The organism is Leifsonia poae, from assembly GCF_050632195.1.
In the GTDB taxonomy this organism is placed as follows: domain Bacteria; phylum Actinomycetota; class Actinomycetes; order Actinomycetales; family Microbacteriaceae; genus Leifsonia; species Leifsonia poae_C.
The window spans coordinates 62,611-78,560 of record NZ_CP192580.1 but is presented as its reverse complement, the minus strand read 5'-3'; the positions used below and the strand labels follow the sequence as shown (position 1 = coordinate 78,560).

Sequence of the window (15,950 nt, the reverse complement as noted above, 5' to 3'; positions counted from 1 at the left end):
GAACCTAGGCGGTCTGCTTGACGGGGTTCGGGTCGGGGATCTCGTGCGGGCGGTAGCGCGGGAGTCGCGAGGCGGGGAGGATCGCGATCGCGCTGAGGCCGGCGAGGATGAGCAGCCCGAGTTTCAGGGTGCTGAGGCGCGCGTTCGTGTTGATCTCGACTGCCGCATCCACCTGGGTCGGTGTCGCGTCGGTGCGTTCGAGCACCTGCTTCAGCTGGTCGTTGCTGACGAAGTTGACGTTGTCGAGGTCGACCTGGGCCACGATCGACGGCGGAAGGTCGAGGTGGTTCACGACGGCCTGCCCGACGTTCAGGCCGAGAATGGTCACGAGCAGGCCGCCTGCCAGGGCCGTTCCGACCGCCGACGCCAGGTTCTGGGTCGTGCCGCGGATCGAGCCCACATCGCCGGCGAGCTCCTTAGGCGCAGCGGTGACCAGTACGTTGAACACGAGCGTCACAAGTGCGCCCTGTCCGACACCGAACACGAAGAGGCCCAGGATGGTCGGCAACGTCTCCCAGTTGTTGGTCACGACGAGCGACAACCACAGCAGGGCGACCGTTGTGAGGCAGAACGAGAAGACACCGATGGTGCGCGGTGTGAACCGCTTGTAGAAGCGCACCACGAGCGTGGCCGTGATGAAGACCGTGAGGTTGAACGGCATCATCGCCAGCGAGGTGTCGAACGGGGTGCGGCCCTGAACGATCTGGATGTACAGCGGAACCGTGAAGTTCAGTGCCGCCTCGAGCGCGACCACGATGAACATCGCGTACACCGCGGCGCGCTCGCGTCCGGAGCCGAGCACAGCCAGGCTGACCAGCGGAACCTTGCCTGCCTTTGTGCGGCGTCGCGTCCAGAGGAAGAACGCCTGCCCGAGGATGAGGCCGACCACGATGAACACGATCGCCGGTGACAGCCCCAGGATGTTGAAGGGCGCGTCGGGCCGCGCGAGCAGGATTCCCCAGGCGTTGAGGTTGTTGAAGCCGAGGGTCAGCAACACGATCCCCAGGCCGATGAAGATGGCAGCGACCACGTCGATCTTGATCGCGGGGTTCGCCCCGTCACCGCGAAGACGGAAGCTGAAGATGAAGACGACGATCGCGAGGGCGAGAACGATGCCGAAGACCGGGCGCCACCCGACGAGCGTGCCGAGCGTTCCACCGATCAGGAACGCGCTCACCCCCGAGAGCGCGCGTGCCGAGCCGAGCGAGCCGATCGCGGTCGCCTGCTGCCGACCGCGGTAGTTCTCGGCGATCAGGGCCACAAGCGAGGGAACGATGATGGCCGCGGATGCGCCGGCGACAGCCTGCGCTGCGATCGCCCACCAGACCGTCGGCGCGAAGATCATCATTGCCGCGGAGACGGCGAAAGTCGCAACCACGATCCGGAAGACGAGCACCCAGCCGAAGCGCTGACCGAGTTTGGCGCCGACCATGACCAGCGCCGCGACCGCGATGCCGTAGACGACGATCGCGGTGCTGACCGAGGTCGGTGGAACCCCGAAGTCGTCGACCATCCCGCCCAGCGACACCGGAAGGGATGCCACATTGAACGACATCAGGACTTGGGCGAGAAAGAGCCCCACGAGTGGTGCCCAGGAGGTGCGTTCCTCCGTCGCGTCGGTCGTCGGTGCCTCAGTCGTCATGGTGTACTCCCTTGCTTGTTCCCGTCGATCGATCCGTGGACTCCGGATGCGAAGATGTTGAGTCCGAGAGCACGCGACAGGTACGCCGTGGCCCGCTGGCCGCGCACGCTGTTGCCCGCGCTGTCGAGACGCGGCGAGAATGTGCCGATCGCGCCCTTTCCGGGTGCGACCGTGACGATTCCCCCGGCCACCCCCGACTTGCCGGGCAGTCCGATGTCGAACAGCCACTCGCCGGAGCGCTCGTACAGCCCGGTCGACGCCAGCACCGAGAGCGTGTCGCGACACACATCCGCCGAGATGACTCGATTTCCGGTGACGGGATTCACGCCTCCGTCTGCGAGCGTCGCGCCCATCACGGCCAGATCTCTCGCACTGACGAGCAGCGCGCATTGCCGCGTGTACACATCCACCATTTCGAGCGGGTCGCCGTCGATGCGTCCGTAGCTCTGCAGTAGGCGCGCGATGGCCTGGTTGCGCTGGTTGGTCTCCGCCTCGGAGCCGTACACGACCCCATCCATCTGCAGCTGCCGCCCCGCGAACGCGGACAGGCCCGACCGGATGTGCTCCCACTTCTCGGCGGCTGTCGCCCCGGGCATCAGCGCGGTCGTGGCGATCGCCCCGGCGTTCACCATCGGGTTCATGGGATGCCCGCCGTTCAGCTCGACGGCGATCACCGAGTTGAAGGGAAGTCCGGTGTTGTTCACGCCCACGCGCTCGCCGACCTCGTCGTGCCCGAACTCCTCGGCCACGAGCGCGTAGACGAACGCCTTCGAGATCGACTGGATCGAGAACTCCACATCCGCGTCGCCGGCGACGTGGACGCCTCCGTCGACCTCGGCGACACTGACGCCGAAGAGTTCGGGATCGACGGCGCCCAGGATGGGGATGTAGTCGGCGACGACACCGTCGGTGCTCTCGCGGTTGCGGCGGTACGCCTCGAGCACCTGCTCGTCGACCGCGTCCCAGCCGGGGAGCTGACCGGTGTTGGCCGTCTGCTCGACGCCTGCTGTGTTCGTGTCCAACGCGCCGTCCTTCACCTAGCGGGTGACCGGATCGTCACCGAATTCGGCAAGCATCGACGACGGTGTCTGCTGGTCCCTACTCAGGAACATAGCGCCGGGGCCATCCGTAAGGGAATAGCGAGCGTCACGCAACAAAATGAGGCCCGCTCAACGATGCGCGCGGCTAGTCGACCAGGATCACCGTTTTACCGGGCGCCGGCTTCGGCCGCGATCCGCTCTCGTACGCTTCCCGTCCCTTCTCGAGCGGGAACGTCTGCGCGATCGCGACCTCGAGGTCGCCGGCGGCGATCAGGTTGGCCAACTCCGCCAGCTTCTCGCGCCGCGTCCCGACGAGGAAGAAGGCCGCGCTCACCCCGTACTGCTTGGCCAGCTCTTCGTTCGGCGCCTCCTGCAGAACGATGAGCGCGCCCTCTCTACGGACCGACGAGTACATCCATTCGGGCACGCCTCCACCGACGGCGTCGAGCGCGAGGTCGAAGGCTCCCGCATCCTGTGGGTCGGGATCCTGACCGGACACGATCACATGGTCGGCCCCGAGTCGCTTCGCCCGCTCCACGCCGGACGGCGACGTCACGGTAACAGTGACGTCGGCCCCCATCCTGTGCGCGAATTGGGTGGCGAAGGCACCGACTCCACCGGTGCCTCCTCTGATCAGGATGCGCTGGCCGGCCGTGAGTTTCCCGGCGTCTGTGAGTGCTTCCCAAGCGGTCAGCCCGGGGAGTGCTGCCGCCGCCGCAGCCTCGTCGGAGACCGAGGCGGGCTTCAGCGCGACGACCTCCACCGGAACCACGACGTACTGCGCCGCGGCGCCGTCGTGGTCGAACGGCACGATCCCGAACACGGAATCGCCCACGGCGACGTCTGTGACCCCGTCTCCCACCTCGGCGACGACCCCGGAGAATTCGTGTGCAGGGATGATCGGGGTGCGGTCGACCCCCTCCGACTCCCAGGTCTCGGTCCAGGTCAACTCGTCGAACGTGATGGATGCGGCCCGCACCGCGACCGAGATCTCACCCGGCCCAGGATGCGGACGCGGGGCCTCTTCGTAGACGAACACTTCGGGTCCACCGCGCTTGCGTGCGCGAAGCGCCATCATCTGGCGTGAAGCGGTTGCGTCCTTCGATTCGGCATCCATCTCGTGCTCCCTCCGGCGCGGTCGCCTGCCGCCCGCTGCCCCAACTCAGTCTGGCCCAGCGGGGCCGCCACTGCACCGCCGAATTCGAACGGGATCGGGGTGGGTTCTTCGGTGGCCGGGCGCGATCCACTACGGATGGATCGCGCCGGTGATAAGGCTCGCTGCGATGGCGTAGGCGGTGAGCGTGGCGAGACCTCCAAGACAGGAAACCCACCACAGTGATCGCATCTGTTTGCGCCGGGTGCGGAGAACGACGATGACTCCGACCAGGACGAGCAGTGTGGTCGCCGGGGTGATCCAAATCGCGGCGTAGAGGGTCGCGAAATCGCATTCAGCTGCGAGCCCGCTGCAGGCGGCGATGTTCATCAACTGAAAAATGATGACAATCGAGAGAAGAGCGCCAATGAGCGTGAATATGGCTGCGAGGGCATATGCCGCACCCTGGCTCCATCCGCCGACCCGGTTCTCCGCGGGCGGATTGCCTTTTCTCATATATTCGATCTTAGTTGTGCGAGAAGTGTGCCTCCCGGCGCTGTGGCATGCTTCCGGGGTGGAGATCGAGATGACGCGCATCCCGGGCGGGACGGTGACGCTGCACGACGCCCGGCGCAAGCGGCGGTGGAGCGTCGAGTTGGAGCCGTTCGAGATCGGCGTGTTCGCTGTCACCGAGGAGCAGGCCGCCGAGCTGATCGGGGTGCCCTCGTCGCATCCCCGGCGACCGGTGACCGAGGTCAGTTGGCTGCGGGCCGTGCGGTTCTGCAATGCCGCCTCCGAGTGGGAGGGCCTCGACTCCGCGTACAGCTTCGACGGCGAGGACGTCACCTGGCACGTCGACTCAGACGGCTTTCGTCTGCCCACCGAAGCCGAGTGGGAGTATGCCTGCCGCGCCGGATCGACGGGCGCGCACTATGGGCCGCTGGCCGAGGTGGCGTGGACGAGCGCGGACGGGCTCAGCGCGCCGCAGGACATCGGTGGCCGGCTGCCGAACCTGAACGGGATGTTCGACACACTCGGGAACGTCTGGGAGTGGTGCTGGGACTACCTCGATCCGGCGCGTTACGACGATTACCGGGTGTTCCGCGGCGGTGGGTTCGCCGACGACTCGTGGAGCGTCCGCGCCTCGAGCCGACGGGGTGGCCCGCCCCGATCGCAGCACGAGGACGTGGGGTTCCGCCTCGCGCGCGGCGGTTTCGACTCCGAAGGAGCCGCACAGGGGTGGTCGGCCGAGGCGGACGACGAGCGGGCCGCGATTGACGGCCCGCTGCCGCCCGGATGGACGCCGCGACGCTGACCTGCGGCGCTACTCGGGTCAGGCCCGAGGTCGACGCGGTCGACGGCTGAGCAGCATCCCGAGACCGACGAAGCCGGCGCCGAGAAGCAGCAGCGGCCAGATGTCGGAGCCGGTGCGGGCGATCGTGTCCGGATTCGGGTCGAAGGTGTTGGTCACCGTGATCTCGACCTCGGTGGCGTCGCCGACGGTGACGGTCGCGACCTGGTCGTCACCGCTGTTCGGGGTGATGGAGATGGCATCGGCGCCGCCGGTCGAGGGTTCCGTCACCTGGCAGGTGGCGCCCGTGGGGAGGTTCTCGTATACCGTGGTGAGGCTCGTCGAGCGCGAGAGGGTTCGATCGGCCCCGCCCGGGATGGGCACTGGCACGGTCATCCCGTCGCGTACCGCGGTGCAGACCAGGTGGACGGTGAAATCGCCGCCACCGTCGGTGGCTGCGCCGTCGCCGGTGATCACCTTGGTGACCTTGATGGATCCGAGATCGAACGTGTTGACCGCGGTCACGTCCACGGTGTCGCCCGCAACGACCTGAACCGATCCGACCGGATCGCCGTTCGCGTCGAGGAGCTGTGCGCTCGTCGCGCCGCCGGTGTTCGTCTCCCGGATGGCGCACACCGCATCGGCGGGCAGCAGCTCGTAATCGGCCTGGTAGCCGTCGGCCTGGTCGAGGGTGCGCGTCGCGCCGCCGGGGATCGAGACGATCCGCGGGAAGCCGTTCACCTGCTGCACGCAGACGAGCGCAACCGTGAACGGGCCGGCGCCGTAGAGGTCGGCGCCCGGGCCCTCACGCACCTTGTCGACGTGGATGGCGCCCGCGAGGAAGGTGTTGGTAGCCGTCACGGTGACCGTCTGACCGCTGTCGACAGTGACCTCTTCGGGACTGACGACCGAGGTGTTCGCGCCTCCGGCTCCCGGCTCACTCACATCGCAGACCGATCCGGCCGCGATGTCGGTGATGGTCTTGTCGAGCGGCTGGTTGCCGCCGAGGACGACCACGCCGTCCCACGTCGTGCGCACTCCGGAGGCGTCGTCGAGGGTGCAGGTCACCTGCATCCGGAACGGGCCGGCGCCGAAATCTACAGCGCCGGGGCCCTGCACGACCTTGACCAGGTGCAGCGATCCGACGCCGAAGCCGTTGACGAGGGTGACCGAGTTGGTCGGGTCCGTCCCTGCATCCGGGGTCAGAACGACGGTCGTGGTGTCGCCTGCGGTGGGACCGGTGGTGCCGTCAGTCGTGGTGGTCGTGACGGTCGTCGTCTCCGCGCCCTTCGCATCCGTCTCGGTGACGACGCACGACGCGCCGGCGGGAAGACCCGTGAGCTCCAGCGTGCCGCCGTCGCTCAGGTCGGCCGTCATCGGGTTCGCTGCGCTGTATCCGGATGCATAGACCGGGGCGCCGAGGAACGTGCAGTCGACCGTCACGGTGAACGGCCCGTACGCGATCGGCTGGCCGTCCTGATCGACTGCCGTCGAGTCGACGTTCTTCAGGATGACGAGCCCGGCCAGGTCGTATTCGTTCGTGACGGTGATCACGGGCACCGGGTCGGTACCCGTGCCGACGGTCACCTGCGTCGACGTCGAGTCGGTCTGGCCCGCGTCGTCCTCGACGACTGTGCACTCGGCACCGTATGGGAGGTCGTCGACGGTCGTCGTGGTGCCGGGTGTCAGTGTCACGGGAATGGGGTCGAGGGTCTCGCCCGCGGAGACGCAGTTCAGGGTGCCAGTGAAGGTTGTCGGAGCGAAGTCGGCACCGTCGCCGGTGACCTGCTTCTCGATGGCGACCGAACCTGTGGCCAGTGCGACGCCGACCTTGTTGCCCTCGGTCTGCGCTGTGACCGTCGGCACGCCGTTGACGGTCACGCGGCCGGCCACGCCGACGGTGTTCCAGGCGATCGGGTCGCTGGCGGCGTTCGGCGAGGAGGCGGGGTTCTCGTGGTCACGTCGATCGCGATCGAGCCACCCGGATCGATCGAGGGGGTGAAGTCCACCACGAACTTGAGCGCCGTGACAGTTGTCGGATCGACCCCGGTCGACCACTCTGTCCAGGCGCCTGGCGGGCAGGCGACACCGGTCGTGGCCAGGTCGTCGATGCAGGGCGCAGCGTCGGTCGTGTAGTACTGGGTCAGCACCGCACCGGCCGGGGCGGACGCCAGGGTCGACGTCCCCGTGTACGTCGGGCGCCACTGCGAGTCGCGCGGCAGCGGGGTGAGCACACCGGTGTCACCGGGGGTCGGCAGCTTGTCGATGGCGACCATCCGGTCCATCGGCAGCGTGCCCGTGTTGATCAGACCGAGCCGCCACACCTCGGTTCCGCCCGGCTTGGTGATCGGGACGCAGGGCCCGGCGTAGAACCCGTTCGCGTCGGGGGTGCAAGTGACTCCGGCTTGCACCGACTCGACGCCGAGTTCGGTGTCCGTGGCGCGCACCGACTTGATGCCGCGGAGGGCTCCCGCTGTCTGCACCTCGACGGTCGTGTCGGCGGTGCAAGCCCCGGTGGCCGGATCGGACACCGGGTCGCAGGTGTCGAAGGGGCGATCGCCTGTCACCCCCGCTGTATTCGTCACCGTCGTCCCGGCGGCCAGGCCGGTGCGGAACATCAGGTCGATCGTGATCGTGTACGTCTGGCCGACCTCGAGCACTGTTCCCGGTGGGAAGCTGAACTGGATATTCGCCCCGGCCTGGCTCACCACTGCGTCGACGGATGCGGGATCCGTCGGCATCGCAGGACCGCTCGGCGGTACCGGGGCCCCGCCGGCAAGCGCGTACGAGTACGGCCCTGGACCACCGGGGTCGGCGAACGGGTCGAACACGAGCAGGGGCCCGTTCGCATCCGTCGGGATCTGGTCGGTGATGACGGGGTCGGTGATCGCGATCGCGCCGGTGTTCGTGAAGGTCAGGGTGTACGGGATGATCGACCCCGGCTGCTGGATGCCCGCCGGCGACTTGGTCACCTGCACGCCGCTGACCGCGTGCAGGTACTGAACCGTGTCGGTCTGCGAATCGGTGGCGGTGAAGGGGGCGCCCCCGTTGTCGAACGTTCCCTCGGCAAGGACATCGACGGTGTTCGTAAACGTTCCGGCCGCTGTCTCGCCGGGCGCTGGGGAGTTCGTGGAGAGGTCGCTCGGAACCGGGCCGCCCGAGCGCAGGTCGGCGCGGCGCTGGGCGCTCACGTTCACTTCCTGGTGCGGGACCGGCTGGAAGAGCGATCCGTCGAGGCGGGTGAAGACGAACCGAATGCCCTCGACCTGCGAGGCCACCACCCCGGCGGGCAGCGGTGTCGCGTTCGCGTCGGCCTCGGTCTGCCGCACCCCGAGCACCCAGGTGCCGCCGTCAGCCTCGCAGGATGCGGTCGGGTCGGCGAATGTTCGCCCCACGCAGGCGTCGATCTCGACCCGGTCGATCGGTGCTGTCAGCACGAGCGGCGACGCGAATCCCTGGAAGTCGAAAGCGTTCCAGAACGTGCCGGACTCGTCGGTGATCGTCAGGCGGCGGGCGCGGATGGTCCCGCCGGGTTCGCCCGAGAGGTTCACCGTCACCGGGCTGTCGTCGCGCTCGGTCTGCTGTGCCGGAGTGATGTTCTTGCCCGCGGTCACTGTCAGAGTGCCGTCGGCGAGGTCGATCGTGGCGCTCGCCGGCACGATCGGGGTGCCGCCGGATGCTCCGCCCTCGTCGGCGACGGCCGCTTCGGCGATGTTCGCGACGGGCGAGTCGGTGGCGGCGGTGACAGGGGTCCCGTCGGAGCGGTGCGTCGCCCTCAGCCGGGTGTCGAAGACGATGACGGTCGCCTGCCCCGCCTGGATTCGGCCGGTGTGCCTGACCTGGATGGACACCACATCGGCGAGCTGCGCGGGGGTGAGTGCGAGGGCATCCGCGATGCTGTAGCCGGTCGTGACTCCGCCCGCCGTCGTCAGAGAGACCGTGGACGACGTCGCCCCGGCCGGCACGGAGACGCTCTCGATCTTCAGCAGGTCGAACACATCGAACGGCGTCGTCGGGCTACCGGGCGCGGGATCGCTCACCAGGAGATCGTCGACGCTCGCTGCGGTCGTGTTCGTGGCGGTGAGCGTGACTCGACCTGACGGATAGAGGGTGGGGTCGGTCCCCGCCTCGGGCACGCCGAGGGGACCGCCTTCCCAACTCTTGTCGAGGGTCGCATTCAGCGGCACGTCGAGCAGCAGCACGGTGTCCGCAGCGGTATCGGTCACGGTTGAGCCGTCTTCGGCCGAGACTCCGGTCGCGCGGGACGTGTTCTCGACCTCGCCCGGCACGCCGGTGTTGTAGATGCGAGCCCCGGTCACGGGATCAGGGGTGGTCACGGGTGACCGCACATCGTCGCGCAGCTCGAAGGTGAGCACGATCGCCCGGTTGTTCCCCGTCGAGCGGGCGACGCCCGAGCCGACAGGAGGCGCCGTCGGATCGCCGGCCGATGCCGCCGCGCGGTTGGGGCTCTCGACGTAGACGAGCCGTACCCCGATCGTCGAGGCGCGTTCCGCCGTGGTCAAGGTCACGCCGGGGAAGGTGCCGATACAGGATGCGGGGCACGGGTCGTTCGCCGCATCCACCCAGGCGGTTCCGTTGTAGAGCTGTACCGCCTGAACCTCGTCGTACTTGAGAAGCGGATCCTGTGCAGCACTGATCGCCGGAACGCCCACGAGGTCGAACGCGTTGAAGGCCGATGCCGACAGGGGCGTGGTGGTCGGGTCGGCGGTGTCAGAAACCGTCATCGACGACAGGTTCGCGCGCCCACCCGTCGACCAGTTCAGCTGCGCGGTCGTCTGCGCCTCGGTGCGAGCGGTGAGCACCTTCGGCGCCGCCCAGCTCTTGTCGATGAAGTCCGCGCTGCCGGGCAAGCCGCCGGCGAAAGTGTTCACTACGGGGCAAGGAGAAGGAACGACGGCATCGGCTGTCTCCCCGCCTACTCCCGTCGCCGACGACTCGGCGCAGTTCTCGATCGTCTCATCCGTGCCGGTGGCGGGTCCCGTTCCGTCTCGGAGCTGATCGCGGAGCGACATGGTCACATTGGGCTGCACTGTGGTTCCCGGCGGGAAGCCGTCAGGATCGGTGTAGACGAATCGCAGCCCTTGAATGTCGTCCTGCAGTCCGGCCGGGATGTTCATCGAGAACACCGTCGGGCCGGCGATGTCGACGGCTCCGGGAAGATCGACCCACTGCGTGCCGTCCCAGTACTGGATGGTCAGGGTGGCGTCCGCCGGTACCGCCGTCTGCGTGATGGCGGTGGCGTTGAAGTGGTTCCACCAGTCAGTCTGCGCGGGCGGGTTCCCCGGCGGATCCTGCACCACGATCGTCGTGGCGTCCACGGTCGACTGCGGGAACGGTGCCGTGCCCGAGGGCAGCTGGACGGTCACGAACTCGCCCGGCGTCGAGGCGATCTGATTCGGGCTGATCGTCTTGCCTACGGTCGTGGCGAGGCGGGTGGTGTACACCGTGAGGTCGGCTGTCGCGCTGTCGGTGCCCGTCGATCCGGATGCGGACGTGCCGTCGACCGTCTGGCTGTTCGGCACCGTGACGGTGTCGGTGGTGATCGACGGATCCGTGTTCAGCACGAAGGGCAGGCTGGCGCTCGCGCCGGGGGCGATCTGACCCGTGAAGGTGACTGTGAACCGCACGACCGACTTCGACGCATCCGGAGCAGGCACGGTGTTCGGGGTCGTGGACGTCAGCACTTCATCGGTGCCGTCGGCGTAGTAGTAATGCACGCTGACGCCGGTGGCGCCCGCGGGCCACGTCACGCCGCTGGTGAATCCGCCGAACGACGTGCCCGCCGGGAAGCCGCCGGCGAAGGGGTCCGCGCCAGTCTGCGTCGGCTCGGTCAGGGACAGTTCAGTCAGCGGAACGGCGCTCTGGTTCGTCGCACCGATGGAGACGGTGGTCGGGTTGCCTGCCACGACCGTCGACGGGGTGAAGGACTTGGTCGCATCGACAGTGACCGTGCTCGACTGGATCGTGTAGTCGGCGCTGGCCGTTCCGTCGGCCGTCGACGTTCCGAGCGCGACCTCGCTCTGCACCTGATTGCTGACGACGGTCGCCGTGGTCAGGTCGACCACGTTGGGCCGCTGCACCAGATTGATGGCGACCGATCCGGTGGAGCCTGCCGGGATGGGCTGCCCGGCCGAATTGGTGAACGTCACCCGCACGCCCGTGATCTGGGTCAGGGGCACGGTACCGGGGAGCACCGGAGTCGGCCCGGCGGTTCCGTCGACCCATTGGGTTCCGTCCCACACATCGACCTGTACCTGGTCGGCCGGCGGCGGGAAGGTCACGGCCCCGATCGACGAGACCTGGAGATACGTGAAGGGGTTGGGCGTCGCGGTGGGGTCGGTCGGGTCTGTCAACACGATGCTGTCGACGCCGGCGTTGGATGTGTTGGTGCCGCCGATGGTCATTGTCGTCGGGGTGCCCGGATCGGCGGCCGCACCGACCGGGTCGAACGACTTCGACCCCGTGGTCGCCAGCGCGAGCGGAACCTGCGGCGTCACGGTCGCGGTCGAGGTGGCCGGCGCGATCTGGTTCGTCGCCGTGAGCGTTCCCGTGTTCACGACGGGGACATTGTTGGCCTCGAACGGAAGGTCGGTGCGGGCCCGCACGGAGATGGTCACGATGCCGGTAGCCGACGCAGGCAGGCCGATCGCCCCGGGAGGATCGTCGAGCGGCGAGTTGAAGACGACGGTCACGGTGTTGCCCGAGATCGTCGGGGTCTGCGCAGAGAGTCCGGTGCCGACGGATGCGCCGAGCACGTCGAACTGGGCGGGCACGTTGTCGACGAGCGTGGCGTTCGTGCATCCTGTGCCGATGTCGACCGCCGAGCAGCCGACCTCGAGGTTGTAGTCGAACGTCTGGCCAGGAGCGACAGTGGCGGTACTCGCGGTCTTGTCGAGGCTCAACTGACTCGGCCCCTCGGCCGCTGCCGATTGCGCGGCTAGAGGGAGCATGGCCAGCACCAGTAGTGCGGCGAGGACGCCCCCCGTCGCGCGCCCGATTCCCGATCGTCTGTGTCGCATCATTCCGATGAACCCCTGTTCCGCGGCTTTGCGTACGCCGAGCCTACGAGCCTTGTGAGGATCTCTCTAGTGTTCTTCTCACCGCGCATCGATCCACTCCTCGGCGTCTTCGTAAGCTTTTCGGGTCGTGGCGCCGACCCATTCCGTGCCTCGATACACGGCGTCCTCGGTGATTTCCGCGATGAGTCCCCCCGCCGCCATCTGCGCGACGACGTCGTCGCTGGTGGTGATCACGGCGAGCCGGCTGCCGTGGTCGCCGAGCATCCGGGCGTAGCGTCGGAGCGCATCGACCAGGGACAGACCGATCTGATCGACCCCGCGGAGGCGGATGATGACGACCGAGCGTCGGGTCGTCGCATCCACCTGGGGCAATTGCGATTCGAAGACGGGGACGCTGGCGAAGAAGAGGCTGCCGTACGGCTGCAGCACGATCACCTGTTCGGCTCCGACGACGGCGACCGGTGCGGTCTCGCGGCGCCGGCCATCCGGTTCGTAGACGATCTGACGCACCTTCAGGCGGTTGGACTGCTGAGCGACGAACAGGATGATGCCGAGCCCGACACCCACGAGCACAGCGAACTGGAGCGGCACCAGCAGGGTGAGCGCGAAGGTGACGGCCATGATCGTGGTCTGCAGAGCTCCGGTCTTGACGACCGACTTGATCTGCGGCGGCTTGATCGCGCCGATCCCGACCATGATCAGCAGTGCGGCCAGCGAGGGCATGGCGACGACGGCGACCACACCGGAGATCAGCAGGATGGTCAGAGCCATCACCGCTGACGCGATGAACAGCGACAGCCGGGTCTTGGCCCCCGCCGCCGTGATCAGCCCTGACGCTGACATCGAGCCGCCGACGGGCATGCCCTGAAAGATCCCGGAGAGCACGTTCCCCGCGCCCTGCCCGACGAAGTCCCGCGAGGTATCGCTGACCCGGCCATCCGGATTCGGGATACCCGCAGACACGGCAGCGCCCTGAACCAGCCCGACGAAAGCCAGGGACAGTGCCGGAACGAGGAGGAAGACGATGTCGTCGAGACTGGGAAGGACCGGAGCGGGAAGCCCCGCCGGGATCGTCGCGATGTCCGCGACGACGGCGATCTGGCTGTGCAGAAAGGTATTCAGGCACCACGCCAAGAAGGAGCCGACCACGACCGCGACCACCAGGCCGAACGACCGGAGCCGGGTGCGGGTCAGGACGATGATCAACGCCAGTGTGACCAGCGCCACGATGAGTGTGGGGATGTCGAACCGCCCGACATGGAACAGCAGGTCGAACGCCCGCGTCACCCTGTTGTTGCCGTCCCCCTCTGCGCCGGTGAAGTTGGAGAGCTGTCCGAGCACGATGTTCACGCCCACGGCTGTGACGAACCCGACCATGACCGCGGTCGGCACGAACCGGAGCAATCGGCCGCCGCGCAGCAGACCCGCGACGATCATGAACACGCCGGTGAGCATCGAAAGAGTGAACAGAGCTCGAGCCGGGTCGGGACGGGATGCGAGATCGGTGTCCGAGACGACGAGCGCCATCGCCCCTGTGCCCTGCACGGCAAGAAATGTGCTGCTGGCGAAGAACGCCGACCCCGCGAGGCCGAACAGGTAGGCGTAGAGACCGGAGACCGGATTGACGCCTGCGAGCAATCCGCTGGCCAGCCCATCCGGAACACTCTCGATGCCCAGCACGAGTCCCGCAACGGCGTCTTTCGCCAGCGTCTTGCGTCGAAAGACCTTGAGGGCGGGTTGAAGAGAGTTGCGGACGCGTTCCGAGCCCGGACGCTTCGCCTGAGCCTCACTCTCGGACATGCGTTCCTCCCACCCGGCTGCGCGCCGTCGGAGGTATCGGACCAGGCGCCTCCATACTCGACTCGAGCGGGCACGCTTCGCCCGTTCGAGCAGTCGGGGAGGGCTGATGAACACGGTCGAGGACATGCGGGCGGGCGTCTTCTTCGAAGATCCGCAGACCGGAACGAAGCTGAGCCGTTTCTGGCTGTTGCTGTGTCTGTCCGCGGTCATCGCCGCGGCCGGCGTCGTCGGCGACTCGGTCGCGACGGTCATTGGAGCGATGATCGTCGCCCCACTGATGACGCCGATCCTGGGCGTCGTGCTCGCCACCGTCACGGGCGACCGGAGGAACCTGCTGGTGAGTTGGGTGCTCGTCGCCGCGGGCGCGGCAACCGCCGTGGCGATCGCCTACGTCGTCGGTCTGACCGTGGCGGCACCGGTCGTCGCCGCCACGAACAGTCAGGTGGCGTCGCGCGTCACGCCCAGCCTGATCGACCTCGTCGCCGCTCTCGCGACGGGCGTCGTCGGTGCGGTCGCCCTGGTGCGGAAAGACATCTCGGACACGCTTCCCGGCGTCGCCATCGCCATCTCGTTGGTGCCGCCGCTCTCGGTCGTCGGGTTGACCCTTGAATCCCACGCCTGGGAAGAGGCGCTGGGGGCGGCGTTGCTCTTCGCGGCGAACGTCGCGGCGATCCTCGCGACAGGGGTGATCATCCTCACCGGCTATCGCATCGGGACCCTGAACCGGGCGGCCACCGCGGATCAGCGCTGGGGGCGGCGGCACCGCGCGATCATCATGATCGTCGTGACCCTTGTCATCATCGGTGTGCCACTCACCCTCTCGTCGGTGCGCTTCACGGATCAGTCGCTGCTGGTCGGCGCTGTTCGACAGGCCGCGCAGCCGTGGGCAGACAAGCACGGCTGGGTGATCACCGGAGTGACCGCGACGAGCTCGGAGGCGACCCTGACCGTGACCGGCACCCCGCCGCTCCCCGCCACCACGGATCTCGTGGCGGCGCTCGAGCAGAACGGGGTCGATGCCAGTCAAGTCACCCTCGATTTCATTCCAGCGTACGAAGTTCGTCTGGAGGGCTCGAAGTAGTCGGCGGCTCGGGTTCCCCGCTCAGCCAGCGGGCGAGCCGCGCATCCGGATCCGCACCGAAGAGAAGGAACCGGGTGAGGAGGGTGAGCGGCACGGCCAGGATCGACCCGATCGGCCCGAGGAGGAACGTCCACACCACCACGGATGCGAACGTGATCGTCACGCTCAGCTGCACGGTCTGGCTGACGAAACGCGGCTGAACCAGCACCTGCAGCACCACGTTCACCACGCAATAGATGGCGAGCACGAGCAGCGCGAGACCCCACCCGCCCGTGACGAGCGCCAGGATGAACGGTGGGATCAGCCCGATGACGAAGCCGACGTTCGGGATGTAGTTGGTCACGAACGCGAGCACCGCCCAGGCGAACGGTGCCGGGATCCCGAGCGCCCAGAGAGCGAGCCCGTCGATGACGGCCACGATCAGGCCGAAGATCGAGTTGACCGCGAAGTAGCGGCTCGTACCGGCGGCGAACTCGCGGAAGGTGCGCATCCGGAAGCTTTCGGATTCGGCGAGTGCGGCGGGCACATCCTGAAACCGCGACCCGTCCATCGCCATGAAGATCACGTAGCCGAAGACGAAGAAGATCGCCGCGCCCGCACTGACGAGGTGCGACCCCGCGTCGAAGATCAGGGTGAGGAGCGTCTTCGGGTCGAACCAGCCGGCGATGCTCGCGGGTGAGCCGAAGCCGAGGCCCGCGAAAAAGGAGTGGACCGCGGCCGAGCCTTCGGCGATGTCACTCGCGTAGTCCTTCAGCACGTTCGCGAACTGTCCGAACGCGAGGGCCACTATGACGCCCAGGCCGACCAGTATGCCGATCGACATGGCGGTGACCGCACCCGTTCCGACCCATCGCGGGAGGCCCCGACGATCCAACGGGCGCCGGATGGGGTGCACGACGATGACGAGAACGGCGGCGAGCAGGATGGGGGCGAGCACGTCGCGCGCGGCCGACACCCCCACGC

The 15,950-nt window shown here is 67.8% G+C and carries 10 protein-coding genes; 2 read left to right on the top strand and 8 right to left on the bottom strand.

The features are described 5' to 3' along the window. Window positions 1-4: 4 nt before the first annotated feature. The 4 genes from ACQ86A_RS00385 to ACQ86A_RS00370 form a co-directional block, all read right to left on the bottom strand. Complete coding sequence (locus ACQ86A_RS00385) at window positions 5-1,642, bottom strand: MFS transporter (RefSeq protein WP_431278673.1); 1,638 nt, start codon at window positions 1,640-1,642, stop codon at window positions 5-7. Continuing rightward, the gene (gene glsA / locus ACQ86A_RS00380; RefSeq protein WP_431278672.1) at window positions 1,639-2,664 is read right to left on the bottom strand and encodes a glutaminase A; all 1,026 of its coding nucleotides are present in this window, start codon (window positions 2,662-2,664) and stop codon (window positions 1,639-1,641) included. The genes ACQ86A_RS00385 and glsA overlap by 4 nt, the downstream gene beginning before the upstream one ends. Before the next feature lie 163 nt (window positions 2,665-2,827). After that, window positions 2,828-3,799: an NADP-dependent oxidoreductase gene (locus ACQ86A_RS00375; RefSeq protein ID WP_431278671.1), complete on the bottom strand. Its 972-nt coding sequence runs from the start codon at window positions 3,797-3,799 to the stop codon at window positions 2,828-2,830. A gap of 129 nt (window positions 3,800-3,928) precedes the next feature. Next, window positions 3,929-4,291 carry a hypothetical protein gene (locus ACQ86A_RS00370; protein ID WP_431278670.1) on the bottom strand — a complete coding sequence of 121 codons (363 nt, stop codon included), beginning with the start codon at window positions 4,289-4,291 and terminating at the stop codon, window positions 3,929-3,931. Window positions 4,292-4,361: 70 nt separating this feature from the next. Between ACQ86A_RS00370 and ACQ86A_RS00365 the strand changes: the two genes are divergently transcribed. Next, window positions 4,362-5,090, top strand: a complete 729-nt coding sequence (locus ACQ86A_RS00365) for a formylglycine-generating enzyme family protein (RefSeq protein WP_431280499.1) — start codon at window positions 4,362-4,364, stop codon at window positions 5,088-5,090. A gap of 18 nt (window positions 5,091-5,108) precedes the next feature. Here the strand turns inward: ACQ86A_RS00365 and ACQ86A_RS00360 are convergent, their stop codons facing one another. The 3 genes from ACQ86A_RS00360 to ACQ86A_RS00350 all read right to left on the bottom strand — a co-directional run bounded on the left by ACQ86A_RS00360 (window position 5,109) and on the right by ACQ86A_RS00350 (window position 13,906). Beyond that, window positions 5,109-6,959, bottom strand: coding sequence for a DUF5979 domain-containing protein (locus tag ACQ86A_RS00360; RefSeq protein ID WP_431278669.1), 1,851 nt, complete (start codon window positions 6,957-6,959; stop codon window positions 5,109-5,111). Then, on the bottom strand, window positions 6,944-12,037 hold the full coding sequence (locus ACQ86A_RS00355) for a hypothetical protein (RefSeq protein WP_431278668.1): 5,094 nt from the start codon (window positions 12,035-12,037) through the stop codon (window positions 6,944-6,946). Before ACQ86A_RS00355 ends, ACQ86A_RS00360 begins: the two co-directional genes overlap by 16 nt. A 147-nt stretch (window positions 12,038-12,184) precedes the next feature. Then, window positions 12,185-13,906: a SulP family inorganic anion transporter gene (locus ACQ86A_RS00350; protein WP_431278667.1), complete on the bottom strand. Its 1,722-nt coding sequence runs from the start codon at window positions 13,904-13,906 to the stop codon at window positions 12,185-12,187. 106 nt (window positions 13,907-14,012) lie between these two features. Between ACQ86A_RS00350 and ACQ86A_RS00345 the strand changes: the two genes are divergently transcribed. Further along, on the top strand, window positions 14,013-14,987 hold the full coding sequence (locus ACQ86A_RS00345; protein ID WP_431278666.1) for a DUF389 domain-containing protein: 975 nt from the start codon (window positions 14,013-14,015) through the stop codon (window positions 14,985-14,987). On the opposite strand, the gene ACQ86A_RS00340 is transcribed toward ACQ86A_RS00345, so the two are convergent. Continuing rightward, window positions 14,947-15,942, bottom strand: a complete 996-nt coding sequence (locus tag ACQ86A_RS00340; RefSeq protein WP_431278665.1) for an AI-2E family transporter — start codon at window positions 15,940-15,942, stop codon at window positions 14,947-14,949. The two genes, ACQ86A_RS00345 and ACQ86A_RS00340, sit on opposite strands and share 41 nt — an antisense overlap. Window positions 15,943-15,950 lie beyond the last annotated feature (8 nt).

Coding starts and splice junctions, on each gene's coding strand:
- ACQ86A_RS00385 (WP_431278673.1), bottom strand. CDS start 1,642: ATGACGACTGAGGCACCGACGACCGACGCGACGGAGGAACGCACCTCC.
- ACQ86A_RS00375 (WP_431278671.1), bottom strand. CDS start 3,799: ATGGATGCCGAATCGAAGGACGCAACCGCTTCACGCCAGATGATGGCG.
- ACQ86A_RS00370 (WP_431278670.1), bottom strand. CDS start 4,291: ATGAGAAAAGGCAATCCGCCCGCGGAGAACCGGGTCGGCGGATGGAGC.
- ACQ86A_RS00365 (WP_431280499.1), top strand. CDS start 4,362: ATGACGCGCATCCCGGGCGGGACGGTGACGCTGCACGACGCCCGGCGC.
- ACQ86A_RS00355 (WP_431278668.1), bottom strand. CDS start 12,037: ATGCTCCCTCTAGCCGCGCAATCGGCAGCGGCCGAGGGGCCGAGTCAG.
- ACQ86A_RS00350 (WP_431278667.1), bottom strand. CDS start 13,906: ATGTCCGAGAGTGAGGCTCAGGCGAAGCGTCCGGGCTCGGAACGCGTC.
- ACQ86A_RS00345 (WP_431278666.1), top strand. CDS start 14,013: ATGAACACGGTCGAGGACATGCGGGCGGGCGTCTTCTTCGAAGATCCG.